A 26,748-nucleotide genomic window follows, 5' to 3' on the forward strand; every position below is an offset into this window, starting at 1 on the left:
GAGAGTTTTTAGATTTTTTTTCGCTAAAACGCTTGAAAAAAATAGATTCACTCTCATATCGGATAACAAGCAAAAACATTGCAAAAGAATTTTTGAGGAAAACGTCACATGGCAAAAATTATTGGTATTGACTTAGGTACTACCAACTCATGCGTTGCTGTACTTGAAGGCGATAAAGTAAAAGTAATCGAAAACGCTGAAGGCGCACGTACAACTCCATCGATCATTGCTTATAAAGATGGCGAGATCTTAGTTGGTCAAAGTGCTAAGCGTCAGGCAGTAACTAACCCGAAAAATACATTATTCGCTATCAAGCGTTTAATTGGTCGTCGTTATGAAGATCAAGCGGTACAAAAAGATATCGGTCTTGTACCTTATAAAATCATCAAAGCAGACAATGGCGATGCTTGGGTTGAAGTAAACGATAAAAAATTAGCGCCTCAACAGGTTTCTGCTGAAATCTTGAAAAAGATGAAGAAAACTGCAGAAGACTATTTAGGTGAAACAGTTACTGAAGCAGTTATTACTGTTCCTGCTTACTTTAACGATGCTCAACGTCAAGCAACTAAAGATGCGGGTAAAATCGCTGGTTTAGACGTTAAACGTATCATTAACGAACCAACTGCTGCTGCACTTGCGTTCGGTATGGACAAAAAAGAAGGCGACCGTAAAGTTGCAGTTTACGACTTAGGTGGTGGTACTTTTGACGTATCAATCATCGAAATCGCAGACCTTGATGGCGACCAACAAATCGAAGTGTTATCAACAAACGGTGATACTTTCCTTGGTGGTGAAGACTTTGATAACGCATTAATTGAATTCTTAGTTGAAGAATTTAAGAAAGAACAAAGTGTGAACTTGAAAAATGATCCACTTGCGTTACAACGTTTGAAAGAAGCTGCTGAAAAAGCAAAAATCGAGCTTTCTTCATCAAATGCAACTGAAATCAACCTTCCATACATCACTGCTGATGCAACTGGTCCTAAACACTTAGTGATCAATGTAACACGTGCGAAACTTGAAGGTTTAGTTGCTGATTTAGTTGCTCGTACAATTGAGCCTTGTAAAATCGCACTTAAAGATGCTGGTCTTTCGACTTCAGACATCTCTGACGTGATCTTGGTTGGTGGTCAGTCTCGTATGCCACTTGTACAACAAAAAGTACAAGAATTCTTTGGTAAAGAGCCACGTAAAGACGTGAACCCTGACGAAGCAGTTGCAATCGGTGCTGCGATTCAAGGTGCGGTATTGTCTGGTGACAAAACTGACGTTCTTTTATTAGACGTAACGCCATTAACTTTAGGTATTGAAACAATGGGGGGTGTATTAACACCAATCATTGAGAAAAACACGACGATTCCTGCGAAGAAATCACAAGTGTTCTCTACTGCTGCTGACAACCAGCCTGCTGTAGACATTTCAGTTTACCAAGGTGAACGTAAGATGGCTCAACAAAACAAATTGTTGGGTAACTTCCAATTAGGCGATATTCCACCTGCTCCACGTGGTGTGCCACAAATTGAAGTATCTTTCGACATCAATGCTGATGGTATCTTGAAAGTATCTGCTAAAGATAAGAGCACTGGTAAAGAGCAATCGATCCAGATTAAAGCGAACTCAGGTTTGTCTGATGCTGAAATCGAAGCAATGATTAAAGATGCTGAAGCGAATGCTGAAGAAGATCGTAAGTTTGAAGAACTTGCAAAAGCGCGTAACGAAGCTGATGCATTAATTTCAAGCTCGAACAAAGCTGTTAAAGATCTTGGTGATAAAGTTACTGAAGATGAAAAAACAGCTGTAAGCACTGCCGTTTCTGAACTTGAAGCAGCAACAAAAGAAAATGATGTAGAAGATATCAAAGCAAAAACTGAAGCTTTACAAAACATCTTGATGCCTATCACTCAACGTGCTTATGAACAAGCGCAACAAGCTGGTGGTGCTGAAGGCTTTGATCCAAATGCATTCCAAGGCGATGCGGGTCAACAAAAAGCAGATGATGGTGTTGTAGACGCTGAGTTCACTGAAGTTAAAGATGACAAAAAATAATTTGTTTCTTTAATAAAAAACCGTGCTTAGGCGCGGTTTTTTATTGTTTACAAAAAGTAACAATAAGTTTTTTAATGATATTATTCAAATGTTTCTGTCAGAAAGATCAATGATAAAAACTAAATATTTAATTTTAAATAATATTTTTTTGCTAAAAAATCACTGTTATTTACTACATTAATTATTTGATTATTGCCAAGTCTAAGAACATCTTTTTTAATTTTTCGACCAATATCACAAACCTCACCTAATCTATTGAGATTTTTATCGTTTTGACGAATTAAATTAAGTAGCTAACAATAAGATTTATTTATATTTTTTATTTTGCCATGAAAAAATTTCTATGGTGGGGATTGAGCTTATGCTTATGCATGGGCTTACAAACAACACTTTTTGCTCAAAGCAATCTGCCAATTAATTCATCTCATCAGCCTTTAAAATACCGAATTGCTTTTATTGATCCACGATTTCAACTTACTAAAGAACAATTAGTCGAGGTAAGTCAGCAAGCTGCTGAAATCTGGCAAAAAGAAACTGGGAAGACCTATTTTATTTATGATTCACAGGCTCAATTGTCAATTAACTTAATCTATGATGATCATCAACTGGTTAAAGATGAACAGCAAAACAATTTGGATGCACTTTTGCAAAAGCAGGAAGCTTGGCACATTAAAAATGAAGAAATTGTTTCAAATAAACAAGAGGTTGCTCAACTATCAACTGATTTGAACAAGAAAAAGGCCAATCTAAAAGCGGAGTTTGAACAATATCAACAAGAGGTAACGCGCTTTAATCAAGGAGAACAGCAGTACTCTAGTGCCAATAATTTAAAAGAATGGCAAAAACAACTAAAGCAAAAATCGGAAGATTTACAAAATGAATCCAACACTCTAAATCTTAAGATTCAATCACTTAACTTAAAAATTAAAGAGCTAAATCGAGAGCAAAGTGATTTAAGCGCTTTAAAAACACAATTCAAACTAGAGCAGAAAAATAGTATTCAACCCTTCCATAAAGGTTTATTCAGTCAAAACCAAATCCAGATTTACGGCTATGCTTCTTTAAATGACTTACGTTTGACCCTTGCTCATGAGTTCGGCCATGCATTAGGACTAAAACATACTACTGATCCTAAATCATTAATGTATCCACGGTTAAAAGAGCAAGATATTCATAACTTTAAACTAACAGATTCAGATTTAGATTTATTAAGTTCAATTTATAGACCAAATTAAGGAAAAATCGTTAAAGTTAAATAATTAAAAAAACTAAATAAAACCAAATATATTAAATTTTTTCTAAAAAATAATTTGGCATTTGGTAAAAAATAATGAGACTAAAGTCTCATTTATTTTTCTGATTTGTACGTTTTTTGATTGATTTTTCATTTTATATTCTTATAATACGTTTTTTTTAAAATCTCCCCCCTTCGATTATGCGTTTAACATCTTTGTTATTAGGCGTAGCCTTTGCTTTTTCTAATTTTCAGGCTAATGCTAATCTTGCAACTCCAGCACATACTCAAATCCAGCAAAAAACAGGTCAACATTTGACTTATAAAATTGCTGATATTGATCCACGTTTTGGTTTAAGCCAAGACCAATTAATTCAAATTAGTCAACAAGCTGCGGACATTTGGAAACAAGGTACTGGACAGGATTATTTTACTTATGATCCAAATGCAAAGTTAGAAATTCGTTTAGTTTACGATAATAGTCAAAGCCGTTCTGAACAGCGTCAAAAAATTGCAGCTCAGTTCCAACAAGAACAGCAACGTGTAATTGATGAACAGCAACAAATTAAGCAACTGAAGCAAACTCTTGGTCAAACTCAGTCTGAGCTTGAAAATAAGAAGCAGATTTTGAATGGCAAATTGAAAAATCTTGACCAACTAATGATGCAGCTTAACCAAGGCAAATTAGCACCTGAATACAGCGCTAAATCTTTGGCTAAAACTCAGAAAGATTTGCAAAAACAAACTGTTGCTTTAAAGAAAGAAATTGCTGCATATAATCAGCAAGCTAAAGACTTAAATGTCAAAGTGACTCATTTTAATCAGATTAATAATGAGTTTAATAATTCATTGAACCAATTTAAGCAAAATGCTCAAGCGGATGTCTTTAAAAAAGGTATCTATAACGGCAAACAAATTGTGATTTATGAGTTTAAATCTATTGATGACTTACGTTTAACCATTGCTCATGAGTTAGGACATGCACTTGGTTTAAAACATAGTGATCAACCAAATGCATTGATGTACTCAGTACGTAAAGATGGTGACAAAAAAATCACTGGACTTACGGATGCTGACCGTGATCTATTAAGTGCTTTACCTCAATAATTAAGAGCTTGATATAAAATGATGTATCTATTTCTATGTAGATACATCGAAATAGATATCAAAGTCATGTTATTGTGGTCATAAGAGCTAACGAAAATAGAATGGAGATCAAGATGAGCTATTATCATATCCTGATTGAAGTAAATGATCATATCAGCACAATTGAACAGACTCGCGACATTGAACTGTTTGATATTATTGAAATTAAGCCATACCTCCATTCTATTTTAATTCCCTTTTTCAATGAGCATGAAATCGAGCTTGAGGATGAAAATATCGAATATAAAGATATTCTCCATCTTGAAGTAAAACAGACTCTGTTACCGATTGAACATTTAATTGAAGAAGAGCAAAAGCAATTACCAAGTGATACTGATGTCACGATCACTGCGTATGAAATCTTTAATGATCGTGATTTAAGCCAAGATGTTACGTCAGTTATTTTTGATATTTTGGAAGCGGTTAAATTAGAGTAATCATCTTATATAAGTACCTATAAAAAAGGTCTGCATGAGCAGACCTTTTTATTATTTTCAGTTTATTGCATCATTTTTTGAGCTTGTTCTTGACGGAATGCACGTAAAATTTGCTGCCCTGCCCGTCCTGTTGGATTTAAACCTAAACGAGTTTGTTCTTGACGAATAGCTACGCGGGTTTTATCTCCAATAAGGCCGTCAACTGCACCAATATCATAGCCACGATTAATCAAAAACTGTTGGATTTCACGACGTTCTGCACGTGAAGTTCCCGGATCATCAGTTGGCCAAGACGCAACAAATGGACCAGCACCTTTTAAACGATCAGATAAATGTGCAATCGCAAGTCCATAGCTTTCCGCAGCGTTATAGCTGTAGATAGCATCAAAATTCTTAAATACTAAAAATACTGGACCATTTACACCTGCAGGTGCCATTAAACCCGCTGAAGTATTACCAGATAAAGCTCCTCGAACAAGTGGAGAACCATCAATTCGAGTAACGCCTCGTGCACTCCAACTATTTAAAGATTTCTTTGAACGTCGCCCTTCTCCCTCAATTGACATACCTTGAGGCACTTTTACTTCAAAACCCCATGGCATTCCGGTTTGCCAACCTGCTTTATTTAAGAAATTAGCCGTTGAAGCCAGTGCATCAGCTGTACTCGACACTAAATCTCGACGGCCATCACCATCAAAATCAACAGCTAAACGTTCATAGGTAGATGGCATAAATTGAGTATGACCAAATGCCCCAGCCCATGAACCTTTCAGTTGGCCTTCGGTTAAATCACCACGTTGTAAAATACGCATAGTGGCAAAAAACTCAGTGCGGAAATAACTTTGTCGACGCCCTTCACAACTTAAAGTCCCGAGTGCTTGTAATAAAGGATATTTTCCAGAAATATCACCAAAATTACTTTCAACACCCCACACTGCTACAATTGTTTCCGGCGGCACACCGTAGGTTTGAGAAGCACGGTTTAAAACATCTCGATGTTGCGCCAGTTTTTGTTTACCAAGCTCAACGCGCTCTTCATCAACTAGACCAGAAAGATAATCCCAAATTGGTGTCGAAAATTCTGGTTGATAGTTTAATTTATCAATAACTGAATAATCTGGGGTCAAGTTTTGGGTATAACGATCATAAGTTGTACCAGATACTCCAGCAGCAATTGCTTGAGAACGTAAATTTGCCAAACAGCTTTGGAAATTATTATTAGGCGTATAATCTTCACTCGTCACTACTGGAACAGTAGCACTGCTAGATATTGTAGAACCATTAATTACGAGCTCTGCTTGAGCCTGAGTCATCGCTAAAAATACAGAGCCAACAATACAAGAAAAACGTCGCATATTATCCTAGTTCGATTTTTAAATTTAAATTTGTAAGTACCATACCATTATGAGTCCAAAATTTCAGAGAGAAAACGTAAATTTGAATTCATAATCTCTACTTTAAATTCATTTCCCATGTTTTAAATTCAAATTTTCTACTTTATTTTTGAATTTAAAATTCTCTAAATCAAAATTATTGTTTTTGAATTCAAAACCGATACTCGAGTTTAAATTCAAAAGTACTTCTTTAAATTTAAACTATATACCTCTCTTTGTTGTGGATAACTTTATCCACAGCACAGCAAAAAACACTTCTATTTCTTAATCCTATTCTATATCTCCTTATTATTTATTACAGGCTAGAGCCTACCACCACAGAAATCCGTATTTTTTAAATTTAAAGATCAGCCAAAATTTTTAAATTCAAACCCCATACCAATAGACTTCTATTTTTGAATTTAAAAAGGTACATCCAACTCTCTCATTTAAATTTAAAAATACTTTTGTGGATAACTGATTTTAAATTCAAAAACAACCAAGGCTGCCTTTTGTGGTTTTAAATTCAAATTACAGTAGCTTTTTTTAAATTCAAAAGTTCCAATTAAAGTTATCCACAACCCTAAAATATGTATGTTCTATTATTTTTTAAATTTAAAAGATAAAAAAAGCGATCCGAAGATCGCTTTTTAGAGAATTAAAAATACTTTTAGAGGGTCATATCTGCTGTTAAAGCAAGTGGTTCTGGCAAAATTTCTGCCAATTGACGGCATAAATTCGTCAATTCATTACTATCCACAGGCATTAAAGTGATATGACCTAATTTGCGGCCTGCACGTTCTGACTTGTTATAAAGATGCAGATGAGCACCATTTAAGGCAAGTACATCCTCTGTTTTAGGATGTTGACCAATAATATTGATCATAACCGTTGGGCGAATAACTTCTGTTGAGCCTAATGGTAATCCTGCAACAGCTCGAATATGGTTTTCAAACTGTGAACATACGGCGCCTTCAATTGACCAGTGACCTGAGTTATGCACACGTGGTGCCATCTCATTTGCGCACAAGCCTTGTTCTGTCACAAATAGCTCTAGAGTCAGCACACCAACATAGTTAAGGTGATTCAACAAACGAGTAATGTAGTCTTGAGCAACGGGTTGCAAAGCTTCACTATTCGGTGCAGGAACAATTGAATGCGATAAAATACCATTGTGATGATGGTTTTCAGCCAATGGCCAAGTTTTTACTTCACCATTTTGGCCACGCACCGCAATGATTGAAACTTCGCGAGAGAATTTAACAAAGCTTTCGGCAACTAGACTTTTTGCACGACCAAGTTCAGCCCAAGCAGTATCAATCTGGTCTTCTGAACGAAGTACAAACTGACCTTTGCCATCATATCCACCAGTTGCAGTCTTAAGCACGATCGGCAAACCAAGCTCAACAACAGCCTTTTTCAAGCTTTCTAAGCTATCTACAGCACGATACGGCGCAACAGGAATAGTAAGCTCATCAAACAATGCTTTTTCTGACAAACGATTTTGCGCAGTCGCTAAAGCAACACGGGGAGGATGCAATGTTTTGGTTTGTGTCAAAACATCAACATCTTCAACTGGCGTATTTTCAAACTCAAGACTGAAAACATCAGCACTTTCAATAAAGTGCTTTAAGCCTTGCTCATCTTGGCTAGAAAAAACCTGGCCTAAAACACCTGCTGGACAATCTGTATTTGTTTCAAAAAAAGTACATTGAATATTTAATGGTAACGCTGCTTGAGCCATCATACGGCCCAGTTGCCCACCGCCAAAAATACCGATAGTTTTATCCATCTCAGCCTCTTACACCTGACCCGGAATATTTTTGCTTGCAACTTTATCAGTTTGCGCAGCACGGAAATCAGCAACATTTTTTGCGATTTCAGGACGAGTTAAACCTAAGATTTGTGCAGCCATAATTGCCGCATTCGTTGCACCAGCTGGACCAATCGCTAAAGTACCAACTGCAATACCTGCTGGCATTTGTACAATTGAAAGCAAAGAGTCTACGCCATTTAAAATTGATGATTTAACTGGCACACCTAAAACAGGTAAATCAGTTTTTGCGGCACACATTCCAGGTAAATGCGCTGCACCGCCTGCACCGGCAATAATCACTTGAATACCGCGATCACGTGCAGTTTCTGCATATTCAAATAAACGATCTGGAGTACGATGAGCAGATACCACTTCCGCTTCAAATGGGACACCAAGCTGTTTAAGCATATTGGCTGTGTTTTCGAGAGTTGCCCAATCAGATTGAGAACCCATAATAATTCCAACGAGAGGTTGAGCGTCTTGTGCTGCGGCCGCATTCATTGCTAATGTTCCAGAGACAAAAGTAAAAAAAGATAAATCTCGACGAGAGCCAAGTTTTAAATGGTTCGGAAGCCCATTATTATAGACTGATTTTTCATCTCACGAAAATTTAACTGACCAGCTCTGTGAATATTTTTAATTTGATAGAAAAATGTCATGGTTTAACAGTGACACATTCTCAATTTTTATTAATATTAATTAATTAGATATCTGAAAGATAAGCAGGTATTTGAAAAATTAATAGCTTGTATAAAACCAATTATTCAATACAAGCTATCATAGATTATTGGCTTCTAAATACAAAATAAACACAACCAAATAGGCATAACATCGCCCATAAGTAATCGAGTTTAAAGGGTTGCTTAAACAAGAAAATCATAAAAGGTACAAACACGACCAATGTAACCACTTCCTGAGTGATCTTCATTTCACCGAGTAACCAGCCTTGTGCACTTAGCATACGAGTGGCTGGAATCATAAAACTATATTCAAGTAAGGCAATAATCCAACCGAATAGAATCGCTTGCCAAAGTGGAGCATGGTGCAAAAATTTAAGATGCCCATACCATGCAAGTGTCATAAAGCAGTTAGAAATAATTAATAGCGTAAAAGCTAAAACCGTTGGGCTCAAAGGCACATCCTTCATCATCACGATGATTTAAGTATTTTAACGATACAAAACATTATAAAAGATAAAACTGTAATTCAGCTTAAATCTAAAAAATAAAGCTGTAGTTTTATAGGGTCTCAAACACATAGAACAACAACGATTTTTGACTATCTTTTCGAGTTTAGCCTTGCTATCGTTGCTGGCAAATTTATCAATAATGCACACACAGCAATTCATTTTAATGTTGTGTACAAAAGCAGTGGAGAAGGCGAGCAATGCATCTGCATATCTTGGGTATTTGTGGCACTTTTATGGGCTCTTTAGCACTTTTGGCTCGTGATTTAGGACATAAGGTAACTGGTTCCGATTTAAACGTTTACCCACCGATGTCTACCCAGTTAGAAAATGCAGGCATTACACTCATGCAAGGCTATGACCGTAGTCATTTACAGCCTCATCCAGATTTAGTCATTGTCGGCAATGCCATGAAACGTGGTATTGATGCTGTCGAATACATGCTAAACGAAGGCCTACCATATATTTCTGGGCCACAGTTCCTTGCCGATCATGTTTTACAAGGTAAACATGTACTTGGCGTAGCAGGTACTCACGGGAAAACAACAACCACAACCATGTTAGCTTGGGTACTTGATCAGGCTGGTTTAAATCCGGGCTTTTTAATTGGTGGTGTTCCACTTGGTTTTAGTGAAAGTGCTCGTTTAGGCGGTGGAAAATACTTCTGCGTTGAAGCCGACGAATATGACTCAGCTTTCTTTGATAAACGTTCTAAGTTTGTTCACTATCACCCAAAAACGGCGATTTTAAATAATCTTGAATTTGACCATGCCGATATTTTTGATGACCTAGCAGCGATTCAAAAGCAGTTCCATCATCTTGTGCGTACCATTCCAAGTGAAGGCCGTATTATTGCGCCAATTACTGAAACGCATATTGATGAAGTGCTTGAAATGGGTTGCTGGACACCAGTAATTCGTACAAGTCTAGAAGCGAATGAAAAAGCTGCTCTCTCTGCCGAACTCATTTCAATTGATGGCAGCCATTTTAAAGTACTCGAAAATGGCAATGTCGTTGGCGAAGTGAAATGGAGCATGACAGGGCAACATAGTGTAGCGAATGCTTTGGCAACAATTGCAGCTGCTCAACATGTAGGTGTTACGCTTGAACAAGCTTGTGAAGCTTTGTCTAACTTTGGCGGTGTGAAACGTCGTATGGAGTTACTCGGCACAGTCAATGGCATTGAGGTTTATGACGACTTCGCGCACCATCCAACAGCAATTGACACAACTTTAGATGGCGCACGCAAACGCTTAGGTGAACGCCGTTTATGGGCCATTATTGAACCACGTTCAAACACGATGCGTATGGGCAGTCACAAAGATGGCTTGGCACATTCAGCACGCTTAGCAGACGAAGTGATCTGGTATCAGCCAGAAGGCTTAGATTGGGATTTACAACCTGTGATTAAAGCTGCTTCTAACCATGCTCAAGTGAGCCGTTCACTTGATGAAATTATTGAGCGTATTGTCAATGAAGCAGGTGAGGGCGATGCCGTTGTGATTATGTCTAATGGTGGCTTCGGTGGCTTACATCAAAAATTAATGAGCGCATTAAAAGCAAAAGCTGCTTAAATTTCGCTTTAGATGATTCAATAAAAAATGGGTTTCAAATTGAAACCCATTTTTTTTATCAGTGACTTTTAAAGCTTTTCTGGCTCTATATTGGCCATAAATTTATTAGAAACCATTAAACGTAAACTATAGACAATGCCCATCGCAAAAACGCTATATCCCACGTTATTACAAATAAAGGGAATACATAAAATAATGAGCGCTGTGATTGGGTAAAACCATTTCGTGATTCCAGATAAGCATTGGAACTCATAAAGTACCCAAATACAGGTGGTATAAAGCACTACACTCACCGCAACAACTATTCCCATATATAAATCAGAAATATGCGCATGATGGGTTGTAACATCCACGGCAGCAGCAAGCGCAGCACCTACCGCAGCAATACTGACAAAAACAAAATAATGACCGTATCCCCAAACAAATGGGCGTACACCTTTCACATGATGGTGTTGTTCGCTACGGTCAAAATAAGCCCACCACATCGCAAACATTAACATCAATCCACCGACCATTAAGAAAATAGCAGGGATATTCATTGACTGAGCGGCTAAAGCATCACGTATGGCATTAAAACTACCGACAATCGACTCACCCAACACAATAATTGTGAGTAGGGCATAACGTTCTACAATATGATGAGGATGCCACGGCGTTGGTGAATATTTTTCTGCATAGATTGGAACAAATAATTCCACTACAACCAGAAATAAAAATAGAGTTATTGAAAGTACATGAGCAAAGTTAGCGACAAGCCAGCCAATTTGTACTAAGACTATACCTATTGCATAGCGATAAGCCGTAACTCGCCGTTCAGGATCATGTTTTGCTGCTCTGAGCCACTGAGTCACTAAGGCCATGCGCATGATCACATAACCGATAATGATTACATCAAAATCCTGACTACGAAATACATCAGGGATACCCGCTGCCATCACCAATGACCCTACAATCTGTACAAAGGTAAGGCATCGATACAATGCATCATCGTTATCGTAAGCCGAAGCAAACCATGAAAAATTCATCCATGCCCACCACAGCGCAAAAAATACCATCAAGTAGCTTGGTAATGCATGCCAGAGGTGATTTTCAATAATTGCATGATGTAACTGCTGACCCGCTGTTGCAATCGCGACCACAAAAATTAAATCGAACAATAATTCAAGTGGAGTCGCTGCTCTATGCTGCTGATCAGGATCTCTTGGGGATAGGGGCCTCAAGCTTAATTTTTTCTGTTTTTCTTGAGTAGTCATAAAATAACGTTCTCGAATAAAGTGCCAACACGTTAACACTTTAATATTAACGTCCAGAACACGCATTAAAAATTATCTAGACCTGCTGTTTAATCTTTACTCACAAACAAACTATATTTCATTTTTGTGACAATTCTTTATCAAGACCTTAAGCTTAATTCTTTATCATAGCTCACGTTTTTGTTCTTGTTTGGAATATGAATGTCTTTAGAAACACTCAACCTTAGCTTATTCCATGTGATTAATGGGGCTCAGGATGCGAGTCAATTTATCATTCGTCTTGCTATCTTTTTTGCTAATGATCTCCTCTATATTCTCTTATTCATCCTTACATTTTTATGGTTTTATGGCGATCAAGATTTAAAAAATAGGGTCATTAAATCTGTCTTTTTAACCTGCGTATCACTTTTAGTCGGTTACGTTATTTCTTTGTTTTACCATCACGCAAGACCGTTTGTCATGGGTGTGGGTACGACTTTTATTGAACATGCACCAACGGCATCTTTTCCAAGTAATCATATGCTGATTTTTAGCACCATTGCTTTATCTTATTTGTTTGCTCAGCGCAAAATAATTGGAATTATTCTTTTATTTTTATCATTTGTAGTGGCGTGGTCACGTATTTATTTAGGTGTGCATTTCCCTTTAGACATGTTAGGGGCTTTTATTGTCGCACTACTAGTCAATACAGCAGGTTATTACTTCTGGAATGCTTACGGTACAAGTTTGACGGCATTCTGTATTCATATTTATCAGATTATCTGCAAACCACTTTTAGACCGCGGTTTGATTAAATAACCTATAGATCTTTTTTTGCATTCAAACCACGACATTAAGTTCAGTTGCGTAATACAAAAAAATCTGCCATTCTATGTCGACTTGGATATGTTTTATCCAAAACAGAATTTAGTTTGACAAGGGGAGTAGCCTCCTCCAAACATAACAGCAGTGTTATGTGTCAGATATCGTCAATACGCTTTTATTAAAAAGTCGGTATCTGAGCATCGTGAAATTCATGATGTAGGCAAGACCTTGATCATGTTGATACAGATGTTTAATTCATCTGGCAACTGGTCGAGGTTTTTTTATGCCCAATTGCCGGATGTATGGAGGATTTATGGAAACAATCGGCAATTTATGGCTGTACATAGCATTCTTTGGCATAGTCATTGTCATGCTCCTGATTGACTTTTTAGGTTTTAAGCAAAAGCAAGGTCAGGATGTCTCAATTAAGCAAGCTGCTTACTGGAGTGTGGCGTGGGTAAGCGTCGCAGCCTTATTTGGTGGTGGTTTATGGCTTTACCTACAACAAACAGTTGGGGTGACCTTAGCAAACCAAAAAACCATGGAATACTTTGCGGGTTACTTACTCGAAAAGTCCCTCGCAATTGACAACGTTTTCGTCTGGTTAATGATTTTCGCAGCGTTTGCTATTCCAGCTGCACTACAACGTAAAATTTTGCTCTACGGCGTATTAGGTGCCATCGTACTGCGTACCCTCTTTATTTTTATTGGTGCATGGTTCGTTCAAGAGTTTTCTTGGGTACTTTATATCTTCGGTGCGTTCTTGGTATATACAGGCTTTAAGTTCTTAAAAGGCCAAGATGAAGAAACCAATATTGAAGATATCAAGCTCTTAAAATGGTTACGTAACCATATGCGTATTACACCACAGCTTGAAGGTGACAAATTCTTTGTACGTCAAAACGGTTTATTGTGGGCAACGCCGTTATTTCTAGTTTTGATTTTGGTTGAAGCTTCAGACGTGATTTTCGCAGTAGACTCTATTCCTGCTATTTTCGCGGTAACTAGCGACCCGTTTATTGTTTTAACGGCGAACTTAATGGCAATTTTAGGTTTACGCGCAATGTTCTTCTTACTTGCTGGCGCTGCAACTAAATTGCATTACTTGCCATACGGCTTAGGCATCATTTTATTGTTCATTGGTGCGAAAATGTTGTTACTTGATGTATTCCACATGCCAATCTGGATCTCGTTAAGCTTTATCGTAATAGTGTTAGCAATCACTGCTTACCTCTCTTTACGACACAACAAAAAGCAATTGCAGTCTTAATTCATCACAACAAGGCATCTACACGTGAGATGCCTTGTTATCTAAATTTTCAAAATAGACTGTACTTTAAAAAAACAGATTAATATTATATGCCAACTTAAAATTTATCTTTCCTAATCAGAAACATAATAGATAATAGCTATTCGGTATTTTATGCCGAACATACTTATTAAAATGTGTGGAGTCTCATGCGTTCTAAAAAAATTAATCTTGTCGTGGTCCCTCTATTACTCACGGCATGTAGCCATAATGATGGTCCTTTAGTACAAGATGTATATAACAACCAATATGACTGTGCTCGCGACTGGAATAATGAAACTTGTAAACAAGAAAATAGTTCAAGTGGACATGGTTCTAGCTATGCTGGTAGCCGCTATTTAGGTCCTGCGTATTATCGAAATAATCGGGAAGTTTCTTTTCGCGGCAATACCTTACATCCTTACAGCAATTTGAGTGTAGGCCGACCAATTATTTCAAGCACAGCGAAAAGTTCGTCTTTTTCATCCCCAATTCGTGGTGGTTTTGGCCGTAGCGGTTTTTCTTTCGGCGGCTAAGTCTTTAGGCATTCACTTAATATGAAAAGAAAAATATTTACTCCACGACCAGACTGGCAAGTGGAGCATCAAAATATTGGTTTTGATTATTTTAATTTACCTTCTCTTGATGGCTCAATTTACTGGTCTGAAGGAGTTGCTTATGAGTTTACCCTTAAGGAGATTGAACAACTTGAAGATGCAGCAAATGAACTGCATCAGATGTGTTTAGCAGTAGTAGAAGACCTCATTCAACGGGGAAACTATCCTGCTTGTTTTCAAATTCCTGAAGTTGCCATAAACCATATTGAACATTCATGGAAACAAAATGCCCCTATGCTGTATGGCCGTTTTGATTTCGCTTACGATGGGCGAAATATCAAAATGCTGGAATATAACGCCGATACGCCGACTGGCTTACTCGAAGCCTCTGTCGCGCAGTGGCTGTGGATAGAACAAGTCTCAGGCATTGCAAACCGAGATCAATTCAATAGCATTCATGAAGACCTGATTAAACGCTGGAAAACAATTTTACCGCGTGGTAGCCATGTACATTTTGCTGCCTGTCAGGAAGCCGGAAGGGAAGACTGGGGTAATTTAGAGTACTTAATGGATACCGCTTATCAAGCTCATCTACAAGTTTCCGAGCTTTCTATGGAGAATATAGGCTGGAACGGGCAAGATTTTGTCGATCTTCATAATCAGCCCATTCAAAACATATTTAAGCTCTACCCATGGGAATGGATCTGGGAAGAAGCATTTTCTCAATATATCCACCCACAAACACAGTGGATTGAACCCTGCTGGAAAATGTTACTTTCAAATAAAGCGATTTTGGTTGAGCTTTGGAAGCGTTACCCAAACCATCCATTGTTGATTGAAACCCATACCTATGACCCGCAACAAGCTTTGTCTGGCAAATGGGTGAAAAAGCCGATTTTGGCAAGGGAAGGGGCCAATATTCGAGTTTTACAAGACGGCCATGACCAAGGCGCGGCTTCTGGTAGCTTTCATTTTGATGACTATGACAAATATGGTTATGTCGTACAGAAATGGGTAGATACCCCATTATTTTCAGGGCAACTGCCTACACTCGGTTTATGGATGGTTGGACCTCAATGTGCAGGCATGTCTATTCGTGAAGATTGCTACGATATTATTGGTAATGATGCTCACTTTGCAGCACATTATTTTGTCGAGTGATAAGCGCATCGATATATAAAAAAGCACTTTTTAAGTGCTTTTTTATTGGGGTCTTACTTGCGATCAATTAGTGCATTTTAAGTAAACAGCCAATAATGAGCTTTCATTTTTAAAGTTAAATTAGAACAAAAATTCAAAAACACAATAATATAAATTTATGTATTTTAATAATTTTTCATTAATTTCTTTATTAAAAATCAATATTGGCAAGCTCTTTGCATCTCCTAAAAAGAAAAAAGCCTAGATTTTAAGGGCTCGCGAGAGCCCTGATTTTTTTAAGGAGTGATGCCATGAATGCTATTCCAACTTTAACACCACTTGCCATGCCGTGTAACAGCAGTTTTGAAGCAAAAGATTGGGAAATTTTATCAAGTTACTGGTATCCGGTTGCGCGCATTCAAGATGTCTCTACAGCGCCTCAACGCGTCACGCTACTAGACGTCAATATGGCGTTATATAAAACAGAAAGTGGCGAAATTCATCTAGTTCGAGATATTTGCCCGCATCGTGGCGTGCCTTTAACCAAAGGTTGGGTCGATGGTGAAGAAATTGTGTGTCCTTATCATGGTCTACGCTATAACACCGAAGGGAAATGTACCCAAATACCAGCTCAACCCGAGTTAACTAAAATTTCGGATCGTTTTTCTCTGACCAAATTTCCTGTTGTTGAACGATATGGTCTGATTTGGACCAGTATTCATGGTCGTGATGTTACTCAAGCCAATATTCCTGTATTAGATACTTGGGACTATGCAGAGCATCAATCAATTTTACCGCCTTTTGTCGATATTGGGGGGTCTAGCGGACGTCAACTCGAAGGATTTATCGATGTCGCTCATTTTGCGTGGGTACATCACAATGCCTTTGCAAATCGCGATAATCCCATCGTCCCTAAATATCACACTGAACGTACCGACTATGGTTTAAAAACGGTCTATATCAGCAATGTCAGTAATTATCCGCATGAACTAAAACATCTCGAACCAGAAGGTTTTTTATGGAAGCGTACTTTTGAGGTTTATCCACCTTTTTCAGCCGTGCTCATGGTCGATTTTCCAGAAGGCGGGGTCTTAAAAATCTTGAATGCCTGTTGCCCTATTTCAAGCAATAAAACCCGTTTATTTGTTCCACTCACCCGTAACTTTGACCAAACAGGCGATTTAGAAAAAGTATATGCATTTAATGCGCAAATTTTTGCCGAAGACCAAGAGATGGTCGAATCACAAAAACCAGAAGAACTGCCGCTTGATTTAATAATGGAAGCACATTTTGAAGCAGACCGTTCATCAACAACTTATCGACGGATTTTGGCTGAATGGGGACTAAGTAAACGTTATACCATTTAAATATTGGCTAACTGGGGTACAATCAATCGAAAAAAGTGAAAATATAAAGGCTTTCCATGTCATTGATCGCAAATACCACCGTTGTGCGTGGTCGTTTTTTAGATATCCAGCAAACTGTCTCTGAGTCAACTGATATTCCAAATCAAGTGCGTTATTTAGAAGATGGTGTACTGATTAGTGAACATGGAAAAATCAAATGGTTTGGTGCATGGGAAGAAGCTCAACAGCATCTTCCTACTGGAGTTGAGGTTCAACATTACCCAGAACAATTGATTGTACCCGGCTTTATTGATACCCATATTCATTTCCCGCAAACAGAAATGGTTGGAGCATATGGTGAACAACTTTTAAGTTGGCTTAATACTTATACTTTCCCAACTGAAATCCAGTTTCATGACAAAGCATATGCAAGTGAAATTGCCCAGTTCTTTGTTCAAGAGCTACTGAAACACGGTACAACTACAGCCCTCGTTTTCTGTACAGTTCATCCCGAGTCTGTTGATGCCTTATTTGAAGCCGCAGAACGCGTTCAGATGCGTTTAATTGCCGGTAAGGTACTCATGGACCGCAATGCCCCTGAAGCGCTTTGTGACACGCCAGAAACGGCTTACAGCGACACCAAAGCACTCATTGAAAAATGGCATGGTAAAGGCCGTGCGCTCTATGCGATTACTCCACGTTTTGCACCAACGTCTACACCTGAACAGCTAGAAAGAGCAGGGCAGTTAAAACAAGAATTTCCAGATGTGTATGTCCATACCCATTTAAGTGAAAACAAAGATGAAATCGCTTGGGTGAAATCTTTATTTCCAGAACAAGCTGGTTATTTAGATGTTTATCAACATTATGGCCTGACTGGTAAACGTTCTGTATTTGCTCATTGCGTTCACTTAGAAGATCAAGAATGGCAATGTATGCATGATACACAATCGGCTATCGCATTTTGTCCAACATCAAACCTGTTCTTAGGCAGTGGTTTCTTCCCATTGAAAAAAACATGGGAAAAACAAGTGAAAGTGGGCTTGGGTACAGATATCGGTGCTGGTACATCACTTAGTTTACTGCAAACCGTTAACGAAGCTTATAAGGTTCAGCAGTTACAAGGTGATAAACTTTCAGCTTATGAAGCGCTTTATCATGCAACCCTAGGCGGAGCAAAAGCGCTTGATTTGCAAGATCAGTTAGGCAACTTCAACGTCGGTAAAGAAGCAGACTTTGTGGTACTGAATCTTAAGCCAACAGCATTACAGGAACTTCGCCAGTCTAAATCCAAATCTGTTGAAGATTCACTGTTTGCATTATTCACTTTAGGTGATGACCGTAATATTGAGGCGACTTATATTTATGGAAACCGTGCTTATCAAAAAGAAACAGCCAAATAAAAAAGGCATTGTTAAGTTTTTGTTATTATTTGGAATATGTGCTCTTGCATTAAAGCATGATCGACATAATCCGCAAAATGATAAAATTTCACCGCCATCAAAGGGTGCATGAAACGTCATTTTGCTTTAAAATTTTACCATTAACTCAGATTTTCGAGGTGTTGCAGGTCAACACCTTTTTTATTTTTTCTTTTATATCTTGTAGGAATCTGCCATGACTGTTGCAATGAGCATCATGATTTCAACCGAAGAAATTCAAGCAAAAGTCAAAGAGCTCGGCGAGCAAATTAACGCTCACTATGCAAATAGTGATAAAGAATTGGTCCTTATTGGACTACTTCGTGGTTCTGTTATTTTCATGGCAGACTTGTGCCGTACAATTACCAAACCGCATGAACTCGACTTCATGACAGTGTCTAGTTACGGCGGCGGTACGACTTCAAGTCGAGATGTTAAAATCTTGAAAGATCTTGATGGTGAAATTCGCGGTAAAGATGTATTGGTTGTTGAAGATATTATCGACTCAGGTAATACCTTAAGCAAAGTGATGGAAATGTTGCAAACTCGCGAGCCAAATTCAATTCAACTCTGCACATTGGTGAGTAAACCATCTCGCCGTGAAATTGATCTAGAAGTGAAATTTTTAGGTTTTGAAGTTGAAGACAAGTTTATTGTAGGTTACGGTTTAGACTATGACCAGAAATATCGCCATTTACCGTTTATTGGTGAAATTGGTTTATAAATTTCAGAGAAATAGCACCGTAAGGTGCTATTTTTTTATATAAAACTTTAGATTTGAACAAAAAGGACACAAAAAGTCGCAATCTGCTACAGACAAAATAGACAGCTCTACCGCACGATAGAATATGAAGCAAAATCATTAACTTCATCAAAAAAACAACTGGAGAACAAATATGTGGTCACTTATTGTCGCTATTGTAGTTGGTTTCTTTGCTGGCTTAATCGCTCGTGCTTTGCATCCTGGGGATGATAAAGCAGGTTTCATCGTAACAACCTTGATTGGTATTGCAGGTTCACTTTTAGCCACTTATGGTGGTCGCTTACTTGGACTTTACGGCGAAAACTCAGCTGCTGGCTTTATCGCATCCGTGATTGGTGCAGTCATTATTCTTTTTATCTACAACTTGATTGCACGAAAAAGCTAAACTTTAATTCATTTATAAAAAAAGCACCTTATGGTGCTTTTTTTAAATTTATTTTAAAGACCTAACTCTTTCCATACGGCCTGAATTTCTTCAGCAGATCGTGCACCCACCAGTTTAAAGCCATTTGCAAAAATCAGGGTAGGAGTCCCATTAAAGCCTAGTTTTTTTCCTAGTTCCAAATTACGGTCAATGGGGTTTGGACAGTTCGTAACCGTTGGTTTAACGCCTTGCTGAATCAGTTTTTTCCATGAGTAAGATTGATTTGGTGCACACCAAACTTGTCTAGAAACAACAATAGACTGTGGTTTTAAAGGATAGATGAACGTGTAAATAGTCACGTCTTTAAGCTTATCGAGTTCAGGTTCAAGCTGCTTACAATAAGGACAATTTGGATCAGAAAATACTGCTAAAACATGCTGGCCATTACCTTTGACTGTTTTAATCGCATCTTTTAAAGGCAGTTGTTTCCAATCAATTGAGTTCTGTCCTAAAACTAGATCTTTGGTTAAGTTCTTTTGGTCTTTTAACCGAATCATAGAGCCTACAAACATATGTTGCCCATCTTCACCAACATAAATGATTTGCTGATCAAGATTAGCGCTATATAGCCCGGGCATTTCAGTTTTCTGAATATTGCTAATTTTCAAATTAGGATATTGTTTTTTAATATTTTCCCTAACAGTATCTACATTAGCGAAACTCACACTTGTAGTTAGGCTAAATAACGCCAATATTCCTAATTTTTTAAGCATAAAACTGACTCATAGGTAGGAGAGGAGATCATTTTAATCAGTTCAGCTTTTTAAAACAGAACTGATTACCGAGTTATAACCAAACTTCCACTCATTTATGCCAATGTTTCACGTGGAACATAAATAGGTTTTAGAGTATTAATTTCTACAGATATATGCACGATTTCATCATGAATGGACAAAGCATGACGAATCTGATCTGCGGTTAAAGAAATATCATCAGTTTCGAGTGCCAGAATACAAGAAAACTTACCTTTCGCGACTTTCCAGACATGAATATCCGTAATTTCAATATGTTTAGGAAACTCAGCAATGACTTCACGGATCTCTTCAACCACAGGATGATCCATTTCTGCGTCTAAAAGGGTTTTTCCTGTCTCTTTCATTAATCCCAGAGACCATTTTGCAACCAAAATAGCACCTAAAATTCCTAAAAGTGCATCTAAAAAATCCCATCCGAAATACTTACCTGCGAAAAGCGCAATAATTGCAAAAACAGAAGTTACTGCATCTGCAACTACATGTAAAAATGCAGCTTTTTGGTTTAAATCGTGGTGATGATGCCCATGGTCATGCTCGTGATGGTGATGGTGATGGTGATGGTGATGGTGATGGTGATGGTGCCCATCATCGTGAAGTAACCATGCGCAAATCAAGTTAATGACCAAACCTAAAATTGCAATCGGAATCGCTTCATTATAAAAAATTTCAACTGGATTAAATAAACGTTGTATCGACTGAAACGCCATAAAAATGGCGACAACCATCAACAAAATTGCACTGCTATAACCCGCTAAAATCTCGATTTTCCACGTTCCGAAACTAAACCGACGATCTTTGGAATAATGACGAGCCGCACGATAGGCAAAATAGGCTAAACCGAGAGCCAACATATGGGAACTCATATGCCAACCATCAGCCAAAAGTGCCATTGAATTGAAAAACCATCCACCGAATATTTCTAATACCATCATTGATGCCGTTAAAATCGTTGCAATCAAAATACGTTTTTGTGCAAGTGGATTTCCTTCATCAAACTGATGTTGATGATGACGTGATACACTATGATCCTGCATAATATTTAAACCCAATATACTCCCTACCAGTATATTGAATTATACAAGAGAACACAGATGAGTCACATTGGTCAGGATAAAAAAATACTTAATCGTGTAAAACGACTAAAAGGACAAATCAACAGCATTGAGCATGCTGTTGAACAGCCAGATATTTCATGCATAGAAATACTACAACAAGTTGCTGCAATTAAAGGGGCAATAAACGGTTTGATGAGTGAATTAATGGAACAGCATTTACATCATCACGTGCTCAAAGATGCACAAGTTGATCAAAATGAGCTAGATGAGTTTTTAAAGGTTCTAAAAAGATACGGTTAACGAGGTGACTGAATGACACAGCGATGTGCATCATTCAGAATTTTGTAATTATTTTCCAATACAGAATGAACCAAAAATCTTGCCTAATAAGTCATCGGCACTAAAGTCACCAGTAATTTCACCTAAAGCATTTTGGGCAAGACGTAGTGACTCAGCAACCAGTTCACCTGCGTTAAACACAACAAGTTGCTCGCGTGCTTCTGAAAGATAGAGCTGTGTGCGCTTCATTGCGTCTAAATGACGTGTTCTTGCAATGAAGGTGTCTTCCTCAGGGTGGAAGCCTGCATGCGCTGTAATCGCGTCTACGAGGCCTTGTACGCCCATCTCTTGTTTTGCAGAAACGGTTATATGACGGAAACCTTGAAAATCGCTTATTTCAGCTAATTGTCCAGTTAAATCGCATTTATTACCAATTAACATTAAACGACGCGGTTCAATATGTTCCGCAAAATACTCTTGAGCGAGTTTTAATGGGTCATCACCTTGGTTTAAATCATAAACCAGCAATAACAAATCAGCTTGTTCAATTTCTTTGATTGCACGACGAATCCCTTCTTTTTCAACGATGTCACCTGTTTCACGAAGACCCGCAGTATCTGTTAAGGTGATTGGTAAACCATTTAAGCTAATTTTTTCATGTAAAACATCTCGAGTTGTACCTGCAATATCGGTCACAATTGCACGCTCAACACCAGCAAGTGCATTTAACAAGCTCGACTTACCCGCATTTGGTTTACCCGCAATAACGACTTGCAAACCTTCACGGAGTAATTGCCCTTGTCGTGCAGAGGTTTGAACGGCATGTACCGACTGCTGAACATCTTCAAGTAAAGCTAAAATTTTGCCATCTGCCAAGAAATCGATTTCTTCTTCAGGAAAATCAATTGCTGCTTCAACATGCAAGCGTAAATGAATCAGTTTTTCTAAAACGGTATTAATTTTTGTTGAAAATGCGCCTTGTAAAGAGCGAACCGCAGAGCGTGCCGCAGCTTGCGAAGTCGCATCAATCAAGTCGGCAATCGCTTCCGCTTGTACCAAGTCCATCTTGCCATTTTCAAAAGCACGCATGGAAAATTCGCCGGCTTTTGCAGCAATTGCACCAAGCTCAAATAGACGTCCAAGCAAGGCATTTTGGATGACTGGACCGCCGTGACCTTGTAGCTCTACAACATCTTCACCTGTAAACGAGTGAGGATTGGGAAAGCATAGAACAATCCCTTCATCCATAATAATGCCATCAGCATCATAAAATTTACGGAAACCCGCCATACGCGCTTCTGGCAAGTTTTTTCGTGTCAGGTTTTGAGCAATTTCATAAGCCTTAGGTCCAGATAGGCGAATCACGCCCACACCACCACGCCCAGGTGGCGTTGCAATTGCGGCAATCGTGGTTTGACTTTGCATATTATTCACCTAAAAACCTAAAATCCAGCCAAAGAAAAATCCGCCTAAGATTACCATCTTAAGCGGATTTATTCAGCAAAAGTTCAACGATTAAGAAACTGATTCAGTCTTATTGATACGACTTTTCTCAACGCTCTTATTAATAAACGACTGCTGTAAAATAGTAATACTGTTGTTCACAATCCAGTACAGTACGAGACCGGCAGGGAAGAACAACATAAATACCGTGAACATAATCGGCATAATGCGGAACACTTTTGCCTGCATTGGATCAGCCGGTTGCGGGTTCAACATTTGCTGTGCAAACATGGTAGCACCCATGATTAACGGCAAGATGAACCAAGGATCCATTGCTGACAAGTCTTGAATCCAACCTAGCCATGGTGCGTGACGTAATTCCACACTTTCCATGAGTACCCAGTACAAAGCAAGGAAAATTGGCATTTGTAGCAACAATGGTAAACAACCTGAAAGTGGATTTACTTGTTCACGCTTGTATAAAGCCATCATTTCCTGCGAGAAGCGCATACGGTCTTCACCGAACTCTTCTTTCATGCGTTGCATTTCTGGTGCAATCACACGCATTTTCGCCATAGAACGATAACTTTTTGAAGATAAAGGCCACAAGATCATCTTCACCATAATGGTAAGCAAGATGATTGACCATCCCCAGTTACCCACAATGCTATGGAAGAATTGAAGACCTAAGAACAAGAGTTTAGCAATCGGCCATAACCAACCATAATCAACAGTCTGATTTAAACCAACTGCTAAATCTTTTAGTTCAGATTGTACTTTCGGACCTGAATAAAGTTTTGCATCCACTTCCATTGAAGTGCCTGCCGGAACATTAATCACTGGTGAGGTAAAACCAATGATATTCATGTGATCAGCAGATTGACGAGATTCAAGCTTAGCTACATAAGGCTGACCATTAGCTTGAGTCAGCTTAAGGTTTCCAGGAATCCAAGCACTTACAAAATAATGCTGAACAATCGCAACCCATCCACCTTTCGCTTCAGTATTTACTTTTTCTTCTGAGAAATTAGCAAATTTAAGCTTGTTGTAATGTGCATCAGGCGTTCCCCAAGCTCCACCTAAGAAAGTTCCTAGAGTGAAAATACCTTGAGAAGATTTACCTGGATCTTCAGAATTATCGCGCTTTAATTGTCCAAACATCTGACCTTGCCAGCTTTGTTGGCTACGGTTAATGACTTGATGTTTTACAACAATTGGATATTGACCTTGAGTAAAGGTAAAAGTTTTAATAATTTCAACGCCTTCAGGTGTTTTAAATACCATCGGAACGTTTAAAACTTTTTCAGATTGACCCTTTTGGTCCTGTACACCTTTAGCATCAGCCAAAGTATATGATGTCTTTTCAACAGCATATAATGGACGACCACCACGACTACTATCTGGTCCATTCAAACCAATTAAGCCAGATTGAGCAACATATGTACGCTTGGCATCATTTTCAAGCATAACAAAAGGTTGATCGCTGTCTTTGCTTTTGTCGTGTGAGAGTAATTCAATACGAACAATATCACCACCTTTTGGATTGATCCAAATATGGTAAAGGTCAGTTTGTACTGAAATAAGCTGTTGATTCACAGGTGCAGTTGCATCTGTGGTTTGTGACTGCGCAATATTTGCTTGTGGCACATCGGAAGCCACTGTTGCATTTTTAGCATTTGGCAAATCAGCAGATATTTCATGCGAACTTACAGCTGCCGCTTGTTGTTGCGGAGCAGTTGCAGCATTTCCATAATCTTTTTGCCAAGCCAAAATGAGCAAATATGCGGTGACAAACATGGCCCCGAGAATTGCAAACCTGGCCCATTGTTGCATATCTATTACCCCAAATGGTTAGAGAGATTTTGCTTCAGTAAACGATCACGAAAGGGTACAGCAACATGATGCGTTTGAGAATCTATTTGATGAAACGAAATAAAACGAATTGCTTTTGGCGGTACCGGATCATATCCAGATCCTCCCCATGGATGACAACGACATATCCGTTTAGAAGATAACCAAACGCCTTTTATCGCACCATGAGTTTGCAATGCTTCTATCGCATATTGGGAACAAGTCGGGATATAACGACAACGGGGTCCAAGAAGCGGACTAATCGCAATTTGATACAGTCGAATCAACCAACGTAGAAAACGGACCATTGGCTATCTCTTAATTCTGCGAGGTTGTGCCAACTTTAGAATGTTTTTTTGCTAAGCGCTGTAATTTTTGCCAAGCAAAGTCTAATTGTTGATATAGCTCAGCATTCGTAATCGTTTCTATACCAACTTTCGGCATCACCACAACATCTATGTCTGATCCAAAATTCGGCTGATGTAGACGAAAGCTCTCACGAGCAAGACGTTTTATTCGATTTCTTTCATGCGCTCGGCGCACTTTTTTCTTAGCAACAACAATACCCAAACGGCTTTTAGGCTGTTCGGTTAATTTTGCAAGAAATAAAAAATGGGGTTGATGCACTTTAAAAAGCGCACCATCAAATACACTTTTATAATCTGCAGCACAGCGTATTCGCACGTCTGTGCTAAAACTGTAAAGTGTCATCACACCCAAGTCTGGTCAGCGTAACAGTATTAAACAGTTAAGCTATGACGACCTTTTGCACGACGACGAGCTAATACTTGACGACCAGCTTTAGTTGCCATACGAGCACGGAAACCATGAACGCGTTTACGCTTTAATTCAGATGGTTGGAAAGTACGTTTCATATTGAAACTCCCAAAAATGATCTTTCTATAAAGGTCCGCGATTTTATTGTGCAATGTTTACGCTGTCAATGAAAAACCAAGAAAGTTTTGTATTTAACCCAAATTTTTAATCTCTTCTCTTCTTTTTTATCACGGTCATAATTCAGTGCAATATATAGCTTTAAAAGTTATACACAAAGTAATTGTCTATTTTTATTAGAAATTTTAATATATACACACCTTATATACATATTTATCAACAAAACAAGATACCATCTTGGTTTGGATTTGCTGTATTTAAATTTAAATTCATATTTTGCAGTTATCCACAAAAGATCACCGCCCTATTAAATAAATTCAAAGTTAGAAATTTAAATTTATTCTTATTAGGGATAACTTTTTCTGTGGATTTCGCACTTTTAAATTTAAAAAACATATATTTGGGTTGTTGATAACTCTGTTTTTACTATATTTATGGATTGTGGATAAGTTTATGTGTTAATTTATCCACAGGTTGTGCAAAAAGTTATACACAAGCCATTTTGAATTTAAATTTATTCACAAGAGATTTCTTTTTAGACAAAATCAACTGAAATCGTCATGACAGATGTGGATAACTTGGTTAGAATGGCGACCCCTTCTCATCAGGAAGGGTTAATCTTTAGATTATTTGAATTTAAAAACGCAGAAATAGGGGATACAC

At 38.2% G+C, this 26,748-nt stretch carries 25 protein-coding genes and 1 pseudogene; 14 read left to right on the forward strand and 12 right to left on the reverse strand.

Translation table 11 applies throughout. The features are described from left to right. Positions 1 to 108 precede the first annotated feature (108 nt). The 4 genes and pseudogenes from dnaK to AC52J8_RS18230 all read left to right on the forward strand — a co-directional run bounded on the left by dnaK (position 109) and on the right by AC52J8_RS18230 (position 4,863). The gene (gene dnaK / locus AC52J8_RS18215; RefSeq protein WP_086400361.1) at positions 109 to 2,046 is read left to right on the forward strand and encodes a molecular chaperone DnaK; all 1,938 of its coding nucleotides are present in this window, start codon (positions 109 to 111) and stop codon (positions 2,044 to 2,046) included. A 329-nt stretch (positions 2,047 to 2,375) separates the two neighbouring features. Further along, positions 2,376 to 3,281 (forward strand): matrixin family metalloprotease, encoded by a 906-nt coding sequence (locus tag AC52J8_RS18220; RefSeq protein WP_140157927.1) that lies wholly within the window; start codon positions 2,376 to 2,378, stop codon positions 3,279 to 3,281. Positions 3,282 to 3,418: 137 nt separating this feature from the next. After that, positions 3,419 to 4,387, forward strand: a pseudogene (locus AC52J8_RS18225) (M57 family metalloprotease). Positions 4,388 to 4,488: 101 nt separating this feature from the next. Next, positions 4,489 to 4,863, forward strand: a complete 375-nt coding sequence (locus AC52J8_RS18230) for a hypothetical protein (protein WP_014207668.1) — start codon at positions 4,489 to 4,491, stop codon at positions 4,861 to 4,863. 62 nt (positions 4,864 to 4,925) lie between these two features. Here AC52J8_RS18230 and AC52J8_RS18235 read toward each other — a convergent pair whose 3' ends face one another. From AC52J8_RS18235 to AC52J8_RS18250, 4 genes are all read right to left on the reverse strand, one after another. Next, positions 4,926 to 6,218, reverse strand: coding sequence for a lytic murein transglycosylase (locus AC52J8_RS18235; RefSeq protein ID WP_017402671.1), 1,293 nt, complete (start codon positions 6,216 to 6,218; stop codon positions 4,926 to 4,928). Positions 6,219 to 6,906: 688 nt separating this feature from the next. Continuing rightward, on the reverse strand, positions 6,907 to 8,028 hold the full coding sequence (locus AC52J8_RS18240; protein WP_086400363.1) for a 5-(carboxyamino)imidazole ribonucleotide synthase: 1,122 nt from the start codon (positions 8,026 to 8,028) through the stop codon (positions 6,907 to 6,909). Positions 8,029 to 8,037: 9 nt separating this feature from the next. Then, a complete protein-coding gene (gene purE / locus AC52J8_RS18245; RefSeq protein WP_002115451.1) occupies positions 8,038 to 8,553 on the reverse strand; it encodes a 5-(carboxyamino)imidazole ribonucleotide mutase in 516 nt (171 codons plus the stop codon). A gap of 283 nt (positions 8,554 to 8,836) precedes the next feature. Next, positions 8,837 to 9,199: a DMT family protein gene (locus AC52J8_RS18250; RefSeq protein ID WP_075384089.1), complete on the reverse strand. Its 363-nt coding sequence runs from the start codon at positions 9,197 to 9,199 to the stop codon at positions 8,837 to 8,839. 239 nt (positions 9,200 to 9,438) lie between these two features. On the opposite strand from AC52J8_RS18250, the gene mpl reads away from it, so the two are divergent. After that, positions 9,439 to 10,812: a UDP-N-acetylmuramate:L-alanyl-gamma-D-glutamyl-meso-diaminopimelate ligase gene (gene mpl, locus AC52J8_RS18255; protein WP_086400364.1), complete on the forward strand. Its 1,374-nt coding sequence runs from the start codon at positions 9,439 to 9,441 to the stop codon at positions 10,810 to 10,812. Between the two features lie 68 nt (positions 10,813 to 10,880). On the opposite strand, the gene AC52J8_RS18260 is transcribed toward mpl, so the two are convergent. After that, complete coding sequence (locus AC52J8_RS18260) at positions 10,881 to 12,131, reverse strand: low temperature requirement protein A (protein WP_086400365.1); 1,251 nt, start codon at positions 12,129 to 12,131, stop codon at positions 10,881 to 10,883. A 135-nt stretch (positions 12,132 to 12,266) separates the two neighbouring features. Here AC52J8_RS18260 and AC52J8_RS18265 point away from each other — a divergent pair, with 135 nt between their 5' ends. From AC52J8_RS18265 to AC52J8_RS18300, 8 genes are all read left to right on the forward strand, one after another. Continuing rightward, positions 12,267 to 12,863 carry an undecaprenyl-diphosphatase gene (locus AC52J8_RS18265; protein WP_032053124.1) on the forward strand — a complete coding sequence of 199 codons (597 nt, stop codon included), beginning with the start codon at positions 12,267 to 12,269 and terminating at the stop codon, positions 12,861 to 12,863. A 319-nt stretch (positions 12,864 to 13,182) separates the two neighbouring features. After that, a complete protein-coding gene (locus AC52J8_RS18270; protein ID WP_000447689.1) occupies positions 13,183 to 14,139 on the forward strand; it encodes a TerC family protein in 957 nt (318 codons plus the stop codon). A 188-nt stretch (positions 14,140 to 14,327) separates the two neighbouring features. Further along, positions 14,328 to 14,693 carry a hypothetical protein gene (locus AC52J8_RS18275; protein WP_086400366.1) on the forward strand — a complete coding sequence of 122 codons (366 nt, stop codon included), beginning with the start codon at positions 14,328 to 14,330 and terminating at the stop codon, positions 14,691 to 14,693. Between the two features lie 21 nt (positions 14,694 to 14,714). Beyond that, positions 14,715 to 15,875 (forward strand): glutathionylspermidine synthase family protein, encoded by a 1,161-nt coding sequence (locus tag AC52J8_RS18280; RefSeq protein ID WP_086400367.1) that lies wholly within the window; start codon positions 14,715 to 14,717, stop codon positions 15,873 to 15,875. 290 nt (positions 15,876 to 16,165) lie between these two features. Continuing rightward, positions 16,166 to 17,221 carry a Rieske 2Fe-2S domain-containing protein gene (locus tag AC52J8_RS18285; protein WP_208753407.1) on the forward strand — a complete coding sequence of 352 codons (1,056 nt, stop codon included), beginning with the start codon at positions 16,166 to 16,168 and terminating at the stop codon, positions 17,219 to 17,221. A 56-nt stretch (positions 17,222 to 17,277) separates the two neighbouring features. Further along, positions 17,278 to 18,603 (forward strand): guanine deaminase, encoded by a 1,326-nt coding sequence (gene guaD, locus AC52J8_RS18290; RefSeq protein WP_208753408.1) that lies wholly within the window; start codon positions 17,278 to 17,280, stop codon positions 18,601 to 18,603. 214 nt (positions 18,604 to 18,817) lie between these two features. Beyond that, positions 18,818 to 19,345 carry a hypoxanthine phosphoribosyltransferase gene (gene hpt, locus AC52J8_RS18295; protein ID WP_004795560.1) on the forward strand — a complete coding sequence of 176 codons (528 nt, stop codon included), beginning with the start codon at positions 18,818 to 18,820 and terminating at the stop codon, positions 19,343 to 19,345. Positions 19,346 to 19,517: 172 nt separating this feature from the next. Then, positions 19,518 to 19,769 carry a GlsB/YeaQ/YmgE family stress response membrane protein gene (locus tag AC52J8_RS18300; protein WP_000269732.1) on the forward strand — a complete coding sequence of 84 codons (252 nt, stop codon included), beginning with the start codon at positions 19,518 to 19,520 and terminating at the stop codon, positions 19,767 to 19,769. Positions 19,770 to 19,822: 53 nt separating this feature from the next. Here the strand turns inward: AC52J8_RS18300 and AC52J8_RS18305 are convergent, their stop codons facing one another. Both AC52J8_RS18305 and dmeF read right to left on the reverse strand, forming a co-directional pair. After that, on the reverse strand, positions 19,823 to 20,521 hold the full coding sequence (locus AC52J8_RS18305) for a DsbC family protein (RefSeq protein WP_208753409.1): 699 nt from the start codon (positions 20,519 to 20,521) through the stop codon (positions 19,823 to 19,825). A gap of 95 nt (positions 20,522 to 20,616) precedes the next feature. After that, positions 20,617 to 21,597, reverse strand: a complete 981-nt coding sequence (gene dmeF / locus AC52J8_RS18310) for a CDF family Co(II)/Ni(II) efflux transporter DmeF (protein WP_213034659.1) — start codon at positions 21,595 to 21,597, stop codon at positions 20,617 to 20,619. Positions 21,598 to 21,654: 57 nt separating this feature from the next. Between dmeF and AC52J8_RS18315 the strand changes: the two genes are divergently transcribed. Then, entirely contained in the window at positions 21,655 to 21,918 is a 264-nt protein-coding gene (locus AC52J8_RS18315; protein ID WP_002115414.1) for a metal/formaldehyde-sensitive transcriptional repressor, read from the forward strand. 48 nt (positions 21,919 to 21,966) lie between these two features. Here the strand turns inward: AC52J8_RS18315 and mnmE are convergent, their stop codons facing one another. The 5 genes from mnmE to rpmH form a co-directional block, all read right to left on the reverse strand. Then, entirely contained in the window at positions 21,967 to 23,322 is a 1,356-nt protein-coding gene (gene mnmE / locus AC52J8_RS18320; protein ID WP_086400371.1) for a tRNA uridine-5-carboxymethylaminomethyl(34) synthesis GTPase MnmE, read from the reverse strand. 90 nt (positions 23,323 to 23,412) lie between these two features. Next, the gene (gene yidC / locus AC52J8_RS18325; RefSeq protein WP_086400372.1) at positions 23,413 to 25,173 is read right to left on the reverse strand and encodes a membrane protein insertase YidC; all 1,761 of its coding nucleotides are present in this window, start codon (positions 25,171 to 25,173) and stop codon (positions 23,413 to 23,415) included. Positions 25,174 to 25,178: 5 nt separating this feature from the next. Beyond that, the gene (yidD, locus tag AC52J8_RS18330; protein ID WP_003656027.1) at positions 25,179 to 25,499 is read right to left on the reverse strand and encodes a membrane protein insertion efficiency factor YidD; all 321 of its coding nucleotides are present in this window, start codon (positions 25,497 to 25,499) and stop codon (positions 25,179 to 25,181) included. A gap of 10 nt (positions 25,500 to 25,509) precedes the next feature. After that, entirely contained in the window at positions 25,510 to 25,902 is a 393-nt protein-coding gene (rnpA, locus tag AC52J8_RS18335) for a ribonuclease P protein component (RefSeq protein ID WP_005063921.1), read from the reverse strand. A 29-nt stretch (positions 25,903 to 25,931) separates the two neighbouring features. After that, positions 25,932 to 26,066: a 50S ribosomal protein L34 gene (gene rpmH, locus AC52J8_RS18340; protein ID WP_000831329.1), complete on the reverse strand. Its 135-nt coding sequence runs from the start codon at positions 26,064 to 26,066 to the stop codon at positions 25,932 to 25,934. Between the last annotated feature and the right edge of the window lie 682 nt (positions 26,067 to 26,748).

Source organism: Acinetobacter sp. S-1 (assembly GCF_059579785.1).